The sequence below is a fragment of the Pseudoalteromonas sp. PB2-1 genome (assembly GCF_045040605.1).
GTDB lineage: Bacteria > Pseudomonadota > Gammaproteobacteria > Enterobacterales > Alteromonadaceae > Pseudoalteromonas > Pseudoalteromonas arabiensis.
Genome location: NZ_CP090667.1, coordinates 850,001 through 863,007, shown reverse-complemented (window position 1 = coordinate 863,007; position 13,007 = coordinate 850,001). Strand labels below are relative to the sequence as shown.

Below are 13,007 nucleotides of genomic sequence, written 5' to 3'. Positions count from 1 at the left end.
CAATTGGGCCTTTTGCATTTCTGTTATAGAATTTGTGGTAAAGACCAATTTACTGGCGTTTTATTTTGATCGCTAAGTAGCTGGTTTGCTTTTGAAAAGTGCTGACAACCAAAAAAGCCACGGTGAGCAGAAAGCGGTGATGGATGCGGACCTTGAATCACATGATGACGCGAGGTATCAATATGTTTACCTTTTTTCTGAGCATGTGCGCCCCATAATATAAACACCACCCCCTCACAATGCTGATTGATAAACGCAATCACTGCATCGGTAAATTGCTCCCAGCCAAGGTGCTTATGAGAATGAGCCTGCCCTTGCTCGACCGTCAGTACGGTGTTAAGTAAAAACACACCTTGCTCGGCCCAACTTTGCAAATAGCCATGGTGAGGTACTTCAAAACCATCAATATCGGTTGCCAACTCTTTATACATATTTTTCAAAGAGGGAGGTAACTTTTTAACTTCAGGCAATACAGAAAAGCACAAACCATGGGCTTGGCCTTCTCCGTGGTAAGGATCTTGCCCTAAAATAACCACTTTGATTTCACTTAATGGTGTGGCATCAAAAGCTGAAAATACCTGTTCATCTTTTGGATAAACGCTAACGCCTGCTGCACGTCTATCTGCCACATATTGCAAGGTTTCTTGCATGTAGGGTTTAGCAAGCTCGGTATCTAGAAGTGTTTGCCAATCGTTCATTTTGAAGCCTGTATTTGCTGACGAGAAACGTCTATTTTACCACACATATCAGTCAAACCATCAAGCATGCGGGTTGTAAAGCGGTGCAATAAATCTGCATTCACACTAATAAACTGGTTATGCTGCACCGCTGGCATTTCTGGCCATTGTCGCCAATCAATTTTAGGCTGAGGCTTTTTCGATTTTTCATCTGGGATAATGATGACTTCTGGCTCTGCTACCAATACATTTTCAATACTAATGCGCGGGTAGTCTGTATCGCTATTAGCAAACACATTATCCGCATGACAAATGGTTAATAGCTGATTGATCCAAGTATTTCCGCCAACTGTCATCATCGGCTCTGGCCATAATTGATAAAACACCGAAACGGTCGTTTTACCCTCTTGGGCTGCACGAATAGCACTCAGCTTAGCTTCAAACTCTTTAGCCACTTTATTTGCCTTTGTTTGCAAATGCGTAAGCGTGCCTAGTTTACGTAGTTCATCAGCAACATTATCAACCTGATTTGGGTTGCTGTACGCTACCGGAATGCCTAATTTTTCAATGTAAGCAAGATCGTCGGCTTTGTTGCCCGTTTTCCAAGCCAAAACAAGGTCTGGTTTTAACGACAACAGTTTTTCCATGTTGATGCCGTAATAACCGCCTACCCGTTCGATATCATTCGCTTGCTGAGGGAAGTCTGCATAATCAACGGTACCAACAATGCGCTCTCCTGCACCAATCGCAAATAGGTTTTCAACGATATGCGGTGCTAAAGCAACAATACGCTGAGGCTGTTTTATTTCATGAGCCTGAGCCAATGCTGGTAAATAAAATAAAACACCTAAGAGTGCAAACTTGATGGCCTTCATGTTAATAATCGAACCCTTTTTGCGCTTTTATTCCTGCATCAAAAGCGTGTTTTACATTTTTGACTTCACTGACTGTATCAGCTAAGTCGGTCAATTTTCGGTGCGCTCCACGCCCAGTAATAATCACCGATTGCATAGCAGGGCGAGAGCCAATTGCCTCTAGCACTTCATCTAAATCAATATAGCCGTAGGTGATCATGTAGGTTATTTCGTCTAGCATAACGAGGTTAATCGAGTCATCCTTCAGCATTCTTTTTGCTTCTTGCCATGTCACCTGCGCAGCAGCGGTATCTGACTCTTTGTTTTGTGTTTCCCAAGTAAAACCGGTGTTCATAATAACAAATTCAACCCCTGCTTTTTCCAATAGGTTACGCTCACCGCACTCCCAAGTCCCTTTAATAAACTGACACACAGCCGCTTTCATTCCGTGACCAACCGCACGTGCAACAGTACCAAACCCAGAAGTCGATTTACCCTTGCCATTGCCAGTTATAACCTGAAAAATACCCTGTTCTTTTTGTGCAGCAGCAATCCGTTCGTCGACTTTTTCTTTAACTTTTTGCTGGCGTTGTTGGTGCTTATCTTGATTCTGTTCGCTCATTATTGTTCCTTATGCCTCTAAATTGAAATTCTCATAAATATTGATGATTTGTTCAATATCGAGATTCTCTGCTACCACGTTTGCTAAACGGCTTAACTGCTGTTCACGGTTTAAATTAATATCAATGGGATTTATTTGGCTATTTGGTGCAAGCCAAGTTATTAGCTCAGATACGCCCTCAGGGGTATCGAACAAGCCATGTAAGTAAGTACCTGCTATTTGGTTATCATTACTAATAAAGCCATCTACTTTGAATCCACTTGGGTGATTATTAAAACTCAAAAATGGCTTTTCAAATGCCGGCCCTTGGCTTATCCCTGCGTGAATTTCATAACCTGAAATTGCTTTATTGCTATTGTTTAAATGAAGAGTGCCAGAGACTTGGCTTAGTACTTTTTGTTGCCCTAATTGGGTTTCAAAGTCAGCAAGCCTTAGTCCTTCTGCGCTACCTAAATTAGATTCAACAGCATGTGGATCAGCAAGGTAGTTACCTAACATCTGCAGCCCACCACATACTCCGAGCACTTTGCCACCATAGCGTAGATGACGTGTTATTTGTTTATGCCAACCTTCATTTTTTAAAAACGCTAAGTCGCTAAGTACATTTTTACTACCCGGAATAATAATCAGATCAACACTTGGAATAGCCTGAGTATGACGTACATACTGTAAATCGATTTCGGGTTGTAATCGCAAAGCATCAAAATCTGTGTGATTACTAATATGAGGGAGTAACGGCACTGCTATGCGTAATTGCGGTTTATCGACCTGATTAGTTATAGCAACGGCATCTTCAGCATCTAGTGCTAAGTCATGTAAATAAGGTAACACCCCAAGCACTGGCTTATTGGTGTATTGCTCTAACCAATCAAGGCCACCTTGCAATAACGCAATATCACCCCGAAAACGATTAATCACAAAGCCTTTTACTCGCGCTTGCTCTGATTCTGATAATAACGCTAATGTACCGACTAAATGGGCAAACACACCACCTTTGTCGATATCGGCAATAATGATCACTGGGCAATCTACCGCCTCGGCGTAGCCCATATTGGCAATATCATTTTCACGCAGATTAATTTCTGCAGGGCTCCCTGCTCCTTCAACAATAAGTAATTCAAAACGCTCACTTAAGCGCTGCTGCGAAGTAAGAACCGCATCCATCGCCACTTTTTTGTAGTCATGATAACTGCCCGCTTCCATATTCGACAGCGCTTTACCATGAACAATGACCTGCGCCCCGGTATCGCTGTTAGGTTTTAATAAGATAGGGTTAAAATCGACTTCTGCGGGCACTTTTGCTGCTATAGCTTGTAGAGCTTGTGCTCGACCTATCTCGCCACCATCGGCGGTTACAGCGCTATTTAATGCCATATTTTGTGGCTTAAGGGGCGCAACCTTAACGCCTCGCTCAGCAAAGATTCGGCAAAGTGCTGCGACAAGAGTACTTTTACCTGCATCTGAGGTCGTGCCTTGCACCATTATTGTTTTCATGATTTTTCACTTTTTAAGGTTTGTGCAAGGCCTGCAATCACAAACTCAACACGTGTAACTTGCTGTGCTAAGGCTTGATGCAACCAGCCAGAATGATCAACAAACTGACGACTTAATTCACCGAGCGGCACAATACCATGACCTACTTCGTTACTAACAAAAATCACTTCACCAAGCAATTTTGCTTGCACATCAAGTAAGGCCGCTTTTTGCTCAAGCCAAAATGTTTCACCATGCTGGCATAAGCAATTACTCAACCACAGGGTTAAACAGTCCACTAAAATACAGTTTTCAGCTTGGCTATACTGTTGTAATGCTTTGGCTAAATACAAAGGCTCTTCAACAAGTTGCCAATGCTTAGCACGCTCTGCTTGATGCCTATTAATTCGGGCTGTCATTTCTTCATCACCTGCATTTGCTGTGGCAATGTAGATAAGCGGCTTGTTTGAATTTATTGCCTGCTGCTCAGCAAAACGGCTTTTACCGCTGCGCGCACCACCTAAAATTAAAGTATGTTGTTGGCTCATAATAAACTCACCAAGCAAAGGTAGGTAGCAAGCTCTGACACTTGCTGAGCTGCTCCTAAGCAATCACCGGTATAGCCAGATAACTGTTTTTCAAACCAGCGCTTTAATAGTAAACGAGTAACAAAAAGCACACTGACGAGTATTAATATTTGCCCTAGAGTGTAGCCAAAAAACAACCATGCAATTGCTAACACCGCACCGCCCGTTGCTAGCAGTATTTGATAACTTTGCGTGCTTAAATGTATCGCTATTGGTTTTACTTTAGATGTGGCGTCCTGACTTACATAGTCCATGTCTGCAATTAAACTTGTTGCGACAACACGGCTTAAGCTTTGCCCTAAAACAAGTGCAATAATCAGAGTACTGGTTACTTCACTAAGTGCGACGAGTGTTTGGTACTTAATTAATAAGGCCATCATTAACGCCGCAGCACCATAGGTACCTAAGCGACTATCTTTCATAATGCTCAGCTTATCTACAACGTGCCAACCGCCACCAAAGCCATCCCACACATCAGCTAGACCATCTTCATGAAAGGCCCCTGTGATTACCAAGCTAAACGCCATAACTAACGCGACTGCAATGGCTACAGGGAATAACCAACTTAGCAGTAAAAAGCTCAGCGCTAAAAGTACACCTAATAACACTCCAACTAATGCAAAATAACGGCTGGCCTGATTGAGTGCCGTGCTCGATACCTCAAAGTTTAATTTAACGGGGATACGCGTTAGAAAACTAAGCGCCAGCAAAAATAACTGAAGCTGGCTTGGGGTCGTGTTTGAAGTGTGATGTTCAACGCTCATATCAAACTACTTGCTCAACATTAGCATCGGCAAAACTTGCCATGTCATTGTAAAACGCCAAAGATGCTTGCAGTAAAGGTAAGGCAAGCGCAGCCCCAGTGCCCTCTCCTAAACGTAAATCGAGCTGTAATAAAGGTGATGCATGCAAGGCATTGAGCATTATTTTGTGTCCTTGCTCATCAGAGACATGGGCAAATAACATGTAATCACGAGCGTTTGCATTAATACGAGTTGCAACAAGCGCCGCTGCGGTACAAATAAAGCCATCAACGATCACAGCCATACCAAGCTCAGCAGCAGCTAAAATGGCACCGGTGATCTGTACAATTTCAAACCCACCTAATGCCGCTAGCGTCATTAAAGGGTCGTCAAAATGGGCTTGATGTAATTGAAGGGCTTGCTCAACAACCTTGATTTTTTTAGCAATAACCTCGTCACTCACACCAGTGCCTTTACCAACACATTGGCTGGCAGGTAAAGACAACAAAGCAGCCATTAGTGCTGCAGCACTTGTGGTATTGCCAATGCCCATCTCACCAAAGGCGATGGTATTGCAGCCTTGCTCATAGAGTGAATGAACTCGCTGCTTGGCTAATTCAAACCCTTTTTCAACCTGATTAAGTGACATAGCCATTTCAGTATGCAGTGGTGCAGTGATTTCACCTAAACGCTGGTTATGCACACTTTTATCGTGTGCCGTAGTGAGTGTTCCAGCATCAACAACTTCTAGCTGCCAGCCAAGCTGGCGACAAAAAACATTGATCGCTGCACCTCCTGCTGCAAAGTTTGCCACCATTTGTGATGTAACACTGCTAGGAGCAATTGACACCCCTTGGCTTGCCACACCATGGTCGCCTGCAAATACAACCAAAGAGGGGTTTGAAATAACCGGTTTAAAGGCAACTAGTGCCTGCTCACTATCAAGCTGCTTTGAAAAAATAAGCGTTAATTGTTTAGCACAATTCTCAAGCTGACCTAAGGCACCAAGCGGCTTTGTTTTAAGGTCTATTTTTTGTTGAATAACAGCTGAAAATTGCTGGTTAATTGGCATGATATTAAACATCAGCTACCTGCTCTGTTTACGAAAGTAAAGTAAAAATAAAAAGAACACGCTACCGATAGCGGCTGTGATCACACCAACGGGTAGTTCTTGGTTATTCAATAGGGTTCGGCATAACACATCTACCCACACCATAAAAATACCACCGACCAAGGATGTCATAACTAAGTTATGGCTGCTGCCTTGCGGTGAAAAGTAGCGCACAATATGTGGGATCATCAGGCCGACAAAACCAACGCCCCCACACATGGCAACAAGCACTGCTGTAATTAATGAGCTTAGCAGCAGCATCATGATTCGAAAGCGCTGTACATGAATCCCCAAGGTCGCAGCACTTTCATCACCAAGCAGCATTGCATTGAGCTGACGACGAAATGCAATCATCAGCGTCATGCAGGCAATAATAACGGCAAATGGCAACCAAAGAGTGTCCCACTGGGCACGAGAAAAACTGCCCATCGTCCAAAACAAAATAGCGGTTATGGCTTGAGGATCGCTAAAATAAAGCAGCAGACTAGTCAGAGCACTAAATAAAAAAGATAGAGCAACACCAGCAAGTAACATGGCTTCAACTTGGCCAACATGGCGACGCCCTGCAATAACAATAAGCAACAGCATAGAAAGTAAGCTTCCGGCAAATGCTGCAACTGACATACTAAAGCCAAAACTCACACCTGTTAGGGCTATAAAGCACACCACACCAAATGAAGCCCCGGAAGAAATACCAAACAAGTAAGGATCAGCAAGTGGGTTTCGGGTTACGGTCTGCAAAATTAATCCCGCGAGAGCAAGTCCAGATCCCGCTAAAAATGCCAGCACTGTTCTTGGCATACGCAACTGCCAAATAATGCGCTGCACAAATTCATCACTACCTTGGCTAAACAAGCCATTGAAAACCTCACTCAGCGGTGTATTTGCAGCACCAAAGCTCAGTGCTAAAAAACAACTAATAAGTCCAACGACAACACATATACTTAAACGCATTGCATCAGTCATGTTGATGCTCCTGTGTCTGATAACCATAGAAATAAGTTATATGCGGAATAAACTTATCAGTGCTTGATTGCGGATGAGCAGATACCGCTGCACAGACGCCAAATACATCGCTCAACAGCTGCTCTGTTAGCACCGCTTTTGGTTGCCCCTGACAAACCAAGCGACCTTCATCAATCACCAGTAGCTCATCACATAAACTCGCTGCGAGATTTAGATCATGGAAAGAGGCAAGCACAGTTACATCGAGTGACTTCGCTAATTCCATTATTTGAATTTGGTATTTAACATCAAGATGGCTGGTTGGCTCATCCATGATGAGCAACTTAGGCTGCTGTACAATAGAGCGTGCAATGAGCGCTCTTTGCTTTTCGCCGCCTGAAAGCGAATCAAATGCTTGTTCACTATGATGAGATAAACCAACCTGCTCTATCGCTTGATATATTCGTTGCTTATCATTGGCAGACGTACCGCTAAAAAGTCGCTTATGAGGTGTTAAGCCTAAACTCACCACATCGAATAAAGACAAATTAAACTGCGATGGTGATTCTTGTAAAACCACAGCAACCTGCTTTGCATACTCATCAGCACTGATTTGCCAGATATCTTGACCGCTTAGCAGCACAGCTCCTTGCTGAGGTTTCAAGTAACGATAAAGACAACGCAGCAGGCTTGATTTACCAGCCCCATTAGGGCCGAGTAAACCTATAAACTGCCCTGCCTTTAACTCAAGGTTAATTGATTCAAGTATGGTTTTATTCGCAGTACCCCAACTTAAATCAGACACTGATATCAATGGCGCAGCGCTAAGGCTATTTTGTTGCAAGCTTTTTCTCTCTTGGCGAGTAAGCACAACGCACAAGAAAGTACTGCTAAGTACCAGAAAATGACGTGAGTTGACCCGCTCGATGATTAATTGTTAGTACTAAGTATCTGGCTGACCATATATTTATATGGATTACAGTTGCGGGAACAGCTGGAGAATTTCACTCCATTCCATAGCATATGAGTATTATGGCGGGCTAAGTAAATAATTCAATGAATATCGCTCTAGATGGCTAAAAAACAATTTTTGGCCAAGCTTGCCCTTGTTCATCTATATATACATCGAGTGTAATTAGCCCTGCATAAGGGAGATGGAAAACATTTAAATGCGTAGCTGATTGTTTTGGCATCAGGCAAACAATAGCAAGGATTTGTTTAATCACACCTGCGTGACTAATTACCAATGACTGTTCATGCTTAGATTCGCACAATGATTGTAAAAACGTTTGCCACCATGCCTCTACTCGTGCATAAAAGTCTGCCATAGACTCACCATTAGGTACTTTTACTTGCCAAGGATGCTGCCAAAAATCACCGATATGAGGTTTACTAGTTTGCTGCCAAAGTTGCTGATAGTCTTGGCCGTCCCAATCACCGAAATTAAACTCTTTCAGCGCGTTATTGTACTGTACATTCAAGTTATGTTGGTTGGCTAAATAATCTGCATGGACTGAGCAACGTTTTAGCGGTGAGCTATATATGGCATTTAAATTTATAAGCTCAGCAGAGGCTTGGCGCATTTGTTCAAGGCCTTGCTCAGATAAAACAATATCGATTTGCCCAGCAAGAATGCCTAGCGTAGCTATCTCGCCATGGCGAAGAAAGTAAACTCGTGAAGTAAATGCGTCCATAATATTCCTCAGTAACCAATAGTCAACGTTAACGCGTTTTAAATACACTGTCGACTTATGCTAAGGAACTCATGCGAAGAGAGTTAAGCTAAACGCATTAATCGAACATCAAAATGCAGCACTGCGTTTGCGCCAATCTTGCCACCGTTACCTTTTTTACCCCAAGCAAGCTCTGGGGGGACCACAAATTCATAGCGAGAACCAATATTCATTAGCAACAAGCCTTCTTTTAATCCTTCAATTGCTTCAGATAAAGCGAACACCTCTGGCATACCCGCTTTGTAACTATCGGCAATCACACTGCCATCAGCAAGCATAATGCGCTGATTAATCACCACAGTATCAAACTCCGTTATGCGATCCCCCTCAACATCATCAATCACTTTATACATTAAACCCGATGGGCACTGATGCGTATCTGGATGAGATGAGAACTTAACGATGAATGCTTCACTATTTTTACGGTTTAAACCTGAGGAGCCTTTTGACTTAGTAGTTTTCTTACGAGACACAGCAAACCTAAATTGTATTACAAATATAAACGCTTTATCGCATAACAACGTAACTGAAGCAAGTGGAGGTGTGAAGAATGAGCAGGGCAAGTGCTGAGAGACTCAGCACCTAACACCCACACAGGTCAGCTGACACTTAATGTCTCTGTGTTTCGGCTGATAGCCTGCGGCCAAAAGTCTATCACGCGATATAAAATCTCGCCACATACGAAAAAACCCGTTGCATTGCTGTAACGGGTTTCTCTAATTGGAGCCATGGTGCGCTACGCAGTAGGATGTCCTACTTTCACATGGCGAGTGCCACACTATGCCTACAAGGATAGAAGTAGTAGGGTCTTGGTTGGGTGTTTTATTTTTCTACAGGCAACAAAAAACCCGACTCTTTCGAATCGGGTTTCTCTAATTAGGAGCCATGGTGCGCTACGCAGTAGGATGTCCTACTTTCACATGGCGAATGCCACACTATGCCTACAAGGATAGAAGTAGTAGGGTCTTGGTTGGGTGTTTTATTTTCTACAGGCAACAAAAAACCCGACTCTTTCGAATCGGGTTTCTCTAATTAGGAGCCATGGTGCGCTACGCAGTAGGATGTCCTACTTTCACATGGCGAATGCCACACTATGCCTACAAGGATAGAAGTAGTAGGGTCTTGGTTGGGTGTTTTATTTTCTACAGGCAACAAAAAACCCGACTCTTTCGAATCGGGTTTCTCTAATTAGGAGCCTGGCGATGTCCTACTTTCACATGGCAAATGCCACACTATCATCGGCGCTGTTTCGTTTCACTACTGAGTTCGGCATGGGGTCAGGTGGGTCCAAAACGCTATTGTCACCAAGCGTATTCTGTTTGTTAATCGCCTTAGCAATTAACTAAAATTCGGAAATCTGATAATCGTAAATCTACTTTAGTATACTAACTTCTGTCTGTTACGCTGCCACAAAACGCGTTTGGCGTTGTATGGTTAAGCCTCACGGGTAATTAGTACAGGTTAGCTTAATGGCTCACACCACTTCCACACCCTGCCTATCAACGTTGTAGTCTTCAACGGCCCTTCAGAGACTTTAAAAGTCTAGTGAGAACTCATCTCGAGGCCTGCTTCGCGCTTAGATGCTTTCAGCGCTTATCAGTTCCGAACGTAGCTACCGGGCAGTGCCATTGGCATGACAACCCGAACACCAGCGGTTCGTTCACTCCGGTCCTCTCGTACTAGGAGCAACCCCTCTCAATTCTCAAACGCCCACGGCAGATAGGGACCGAACTGTCTCACGACGTTCTAAACCCAGCTCGCGTACCACTTTAAATGGCGAACAGCCATACCCTTGGGACCGACTTCAGCCCCAGGATGTGATGAGCCGACATCGAGGTGCCAAACACCGCCGTCGATATGAACTCTTGGGCGGTATCAGCCTGTTATCCCCGGAGTACCTTTTATCCGTTGAGCGATGGCCCTTCCATTCAGAACCACCGGATCACTATGACCTACTTTCGTACCTGCTCGACGTGTCTGTCTCGCAGTTAAGCTGGCTTCTACCATTACACTAACCGTACGATGTCCGACCGTACTTAGCCAACCTTCGTGCTCCTCCGTTACTCTTTGGGAGGAGACCGCCCCAGTCAAACTACCCACCAGGCACTGTCCGTAATCCCGATCAGGGACCAACGTTAGAACATCAAAACTACAAGGGTGGTATTTCAAGGACGGCTCCACAAAGACTAGCGTCTCTGCTTCAAAGCCTCCCACCTATCCTACACATGTAGGTTCAATGTTCAGTGCCAAGCTGTAGTAAAGGTTCACGGGGTCTTTCCGTCTAGCCGCGGGTACACAGCATCTTCACTGCGATTTCAATTTCACTGAGTCTCGGGTGGAGACAGCGTGGCCATGGTTACACCATTCGTGCAGGTCGGAACTTACCCGACAAGGAATTTCGCTACCTTAGGACCGTTATAGTTACGGCCGCCGTTTACCGGGGCTTCGATCAAGAGCTTCGTCCGAAAACTAACCCCATCAATTAACCTTCCGGCACCGGGCAGGTGTCACACCGTATACGTCATCTTGCGATTTTGCACAGTGCTGTGTTTTTAATAAACAGTCCCAGCCACCTGGTCACTGCGGCTCCCGTCCGCTTAGAGAGCAAGTCTCATCACAGATAGGAGCGTACCTTCTCCCGAAGTTACGGTACGATTTTGCCTAGTTCCTTCACCCGAGTTCTCTCAAGCGCCTTAGTATTCTCTACCTGACCACCTGTGTCGGTTTGGGGTACGATTCGGTATAATCTGAAGCTTAGAGGCTTTTCCTGGAAGTATGGCATCAACAACTTCACACCCTTGGGTGCTCGTCTCGTGTCTCAGTCTTAAGAGTCCGGATTTTCCTAAACTCTCAACCTACTCACTTTCACATGGACAACCAACGCCATGCTTGTTTAGCCTGCTCCGTCCCCCCATCGCAATTATACCAAGTACGGGAATATTAACCCGTTTCCCATCGACTACGCCTTTCGGCCTCGCCTTAGGGGTCGACTTACCCTACCCTGATTAACATGGGATAGGAACCCTTGGTCTTCCGGCGTGCGGGTTTTTCACCCGCATTATCGTTACTCATGTCAGCATTCGCACTTCTGATACCTCCAGCATACCTCCCGGTACACCTTCAACGGCTTACAGAACGCTCCCCTACCACTCAAACAAAGTTTGAATCCGCAGCTTCGGTGCATAGTTTAGCCCCGTTACATCTTCCGCGCAGACCGACTCGACCAGTGAGCTATTACGCTTTCTTTAAAGGATGGCTGCTTCTAAGCCAACCTCCTGGCTGTCTGGGCCTTTCCACATCGTTTCCCACTTAACTATGACTTTGGGACCTTAGCTGGCGGTCTGGGTTGTTTCCCTCTTCACGACGGACGTTAGCACCCGCCGTGTGTCTCCCGGATAGTACTTTACGGTATTCGGAGTTTGCAAAGGGTTGGTAAGTCGGGATGACCCCCTAGCCTTAACAGTGCTCTACCCCCGTAAGTATTCGTCCGAGGCTCTACCTAAATAGATTTCGGGGAGAACCAGCTATCTCCCGGTTTGATTAGCCTTTCACTCCTAGCCACAGGTCATCCCCTAACTTTTCAACGTTAGTGGGTTCGGTCCTCCAGTTGATGTTACTCAACCTTCAACCTGCCCATGGCTAGATCACCGGGTTTCGGGTCTATACCTTGCAACTCAACGCGCAGTTAACGCTCGCTTTCACTACGGCTACCCTAATCGGTTAACCTCGCTACAAAATATAAGTCGCTGACCCATTATACAAAAGGTACGCAGTCACATAACAAGTATGCTCCTACTGCTTGTACGTACACGGTTTCAGGTTCTATTTCACTCCCCTCACAGGGGTTCTTTTCGCCTTTCCCTCACGGTACTGGTTCACTATCGGTCAGTTGGGAGTATTTAGCCTTAGATGATGGTCCACCTATATTCAGTCAAAGTTTCACGTGCTCCGACCTACTCGATTTCACTTAGATTGCATTTTCGTGTACGGGACTATCACCCTGTATCGTCAAACTTTCCAGAATGTTTCACTAACACAAAATAAGCTTAAGGGCTGGTCCGGTTTCGCTCGCCGCTACTTCCGGAATCTCGGTTGATTTCTGTTCCTACGGGTACTTAGATGTTTCAGTTCTCCGCGTTCGCCTCTTACACCTATGTATTCAGTGCAAGATACCTGCAAGCAGGTGGGTTTCCCCATTCGGAAATCCTAGTCTCAAGCGCTTTTTACTAGCTTGACTAGGCTTATCGCAAGTTAATACGTCC

At 44.8% G+C, this 13,007-nt stretch carries 11 protein-coding genes, 2 rRNA genes and 1 riboswitch (1 of these 14 cut by a window edge); all 13 genes read right to left on the bottom strand.

What is annotated here, in order from left to right:
- Window positions 1-23: 23 nt before the first annotated feature.
- On the bottom strand, window positions 24-698 hold the full coding sequence (gene ung / locus L0Z67_RS04025) for a uracil-DNA glycosylase (RefSeq protein ID WP_062570232.1): 675 nt from the start codon (window positions 696-698) through the stop codon (window positions 24-26).
- Window positions 695-1,552 carry a cobalamin-binding protein gene (locus L0Z67_RS04020; protein WP_193988404.1) on the bottom strand — a complete coding sequence of 286 codons (858 nt, stop codon included), beginning with the start codon at window positions 1,550-1,552 and terminating at the stop codon, window positions 695-697. Before L0Z67_RS04020 ends, ung begins: the two co-directional genes overlap by 4 nt.
- 1 nt (window position 1,553) lies before the next feature.
- On the bottom strand, window positions 1,554-2,153 hold the full coding sequence (gene cobO, locus L0Z67_RS04015) for a cob(I)yrinic acid a,c-diamide adenosyltransferase (protein ID WP_062570230.1): 600 nt from the start codon (window positions 2,151-2,153) through the stop codon (window positions 1,554-1,556).
- Window positions 2,154-2,162: 9 nt separating this feature from the next.
- Window positions 2,163-3,647 carry a cobyric acid synthase gene (locus L0Z67_RS04010; protein ID WP_062570229.1) on the bottom strand — a complete coding sequence of 495 codons (1,485 nt, stop codon included), beginning with the start codon at window positions 3,645-3,647 and terminating at the stop codon, window positions 2,163-2,165.
- Complete coding sequence (gene cobU, locus L0Z67_RS04005) at window positions 3,644-4,174, bottom strand: bifunctional adenosylcobinamide kinase/adenosylcobinamide-phosphate guanylyltransferase (protein WP_062570228.1); 531 nt, start codon at window positions 4,172-4,174, stop codon at window positions 3,644-3,646. The genes L0Z67_RS04010 and cobU overlap by 4 nt, the downstream gene beginning before the upstream one ends.
- The gene (locus tag L0Z67_RS04000) at window positions 4,171-4,977 is read right to left on the bottom strand and encodes an adenosylcobinamide-GDP ribazoletransferase (protein ID WP_237114873.1); all 807 of its coding nucleotides are present in this window, start codon (window positions 4,975-4,977) and stop codon (window positions 4,171-4,173) included. The genes cobU and L0Z67_RS04000 overlap by 4 nt, the downstream gene beginning before the upstream one ends.
- A gap of 1 nt (window position 4,978) precedes the next feature.
- Window positions 4,979-6,040 carry a nicotinate-nucleotide--dimethylbenzimidazole phosphoribosyltransferase gene (gene cobT, locus L0Z67_RS03995; RefSeq protein ID WP_193988399.1) on the bottom strand — a complete coding sequence of 354 codons (1,062 nt, stop codon included), beginning with the start codon at window positions 6,038-6,040 and terminating at the stop codon, window positions 4,979-4,981.
- Window positions 6,041-6,043: 3 nt separating this feature from the next.
- Window positions 6,044-7,033, bottom strand: coding sequence for an iron ABC transporter permease (locus L0Z67_RS03990; protein WP_237114871.1), 990 nt, complete (start codon window positions 7,031-7,033; stop codon window positions 6,044-6,046).
- Window positions 7,026-7,856, bottom strand: a complete 831-nt coding sequence (locus tag L0Z67_RS03985; protein ID WP_237114870.1) for an ABC transporter ATP-binding protein — start codon at window positions 7,854-7,856, stop codon at window positions 7,026-7,028. The genes L0Z67_RS03990 and L0Z67_RS03985 overlap by 8 nt, the downstream gene beginning before the upstream one ends.
- Window positions 7,857-7,936: 80 nt before the next feature.
- A riboswitch (cobalamin riboswitch) is annotated at window positions 7,937-8,076 on the bottom strand.
- Window positions 8,077-8,088: 12 nt separating this feature from the next.
- Entirely contained in the window at window positions 8,089-8,706 is a 618-nt protein-coding gene (locus L0Z67_RS03980; RefSeq protein ID WP_062570224.1) for a histidine phosphatase family protein, read from the bottom strand.
- A gap of 83 nt (window positions 8,707-8,789) precedes the next feature.
- Window positions 8,790-9,218: an FKBP-type peptidyl-prolyl cis-trans isomerase gene (locus L0Z67_RS03975; protein WP_237114869.1), complete on the bottom strand. Its 429-nt coding sequence runs from the start codon at window positions 9,216-9,218 to the stop codon at window positions 8,790-8,792.
- A gap of 721 nt (window positions 9,219-9,939) precedes the next feature.
- A 5S ribosomal RNA gene (gene rrf, locus L0Z67_RS03970) occupies window positions 9,940-10,054 on the bottom strand.
- A 121-nt stretch (window positions 10,055-10,175) separates the two neighbouring features.
- A 23S ribosomal RNA gene (locus L0Z67_RS03965) occupies window positions 10,176-13,007 on the bottom strand; it runs 53 nt beyond the window's last position.

Coding starts and splice junctions, on each gene's coding strand:
- L0Z67_RS03990 (WP_237114871.1), bottom strand. CDS start 7,033: ATGACTGATGCAATGCGTTTAAGTATATGTGTTGTCGTTGGACTTATT.
- cobO (WP_062570230.1), bottom strand. CDS start 2,153: ATGAGCGAACAGAATCAAGATAAGCACCAACAACGCCAGCAAAAAGTT.
- L0Z67_RS04010 (WP_062570229.1), bottom strand. CDS start 3,647: ATGAAAACAATAATGGTGCAAGGCACGACCTCAGATGCAGGTAAAAGT.
- cobT (WP_193988399.1), bottom strand. CDS start 6,040: ATGTTTAATATCATGCCAATTAACCAGCAATTTTCAGCTGTTATTCAA.
- L0Z67_RS03980 (WP_062570224.1), bottom strand. CDS start 8,706: ATGGACGCATTTACTTCACGAGTTTACTTTCTTCGCCATGGCGAGATA.
- L0Z67_RS04000 (WP_237114873.1), bottom strand. CDS start 4,977: ATGAGCGTTGAACATCACACTTCAAACACGACCCCAAGCCAGCTTCAG.
- ung (WP_062570232.1), bottom strand. CDS start 698: ATGAACGATTGGCAAACACTTCTAGATACCGAGCTTGCTAAACCCTAC.
- L0Z67_RS04020 (WP_193988404.1), bottom strand. CDS start 1,552: ATGAAGGCCATCAAGTTTGCACTCTTAGGTGTTTTATTTTATTTACCA.
- cobU (WP_062570228.1), bottom strand. CDS start 4,174: ATGAGCCAACAACATACTTTAATTTTAGGTGGTGCGCGCAGCGGTAAA.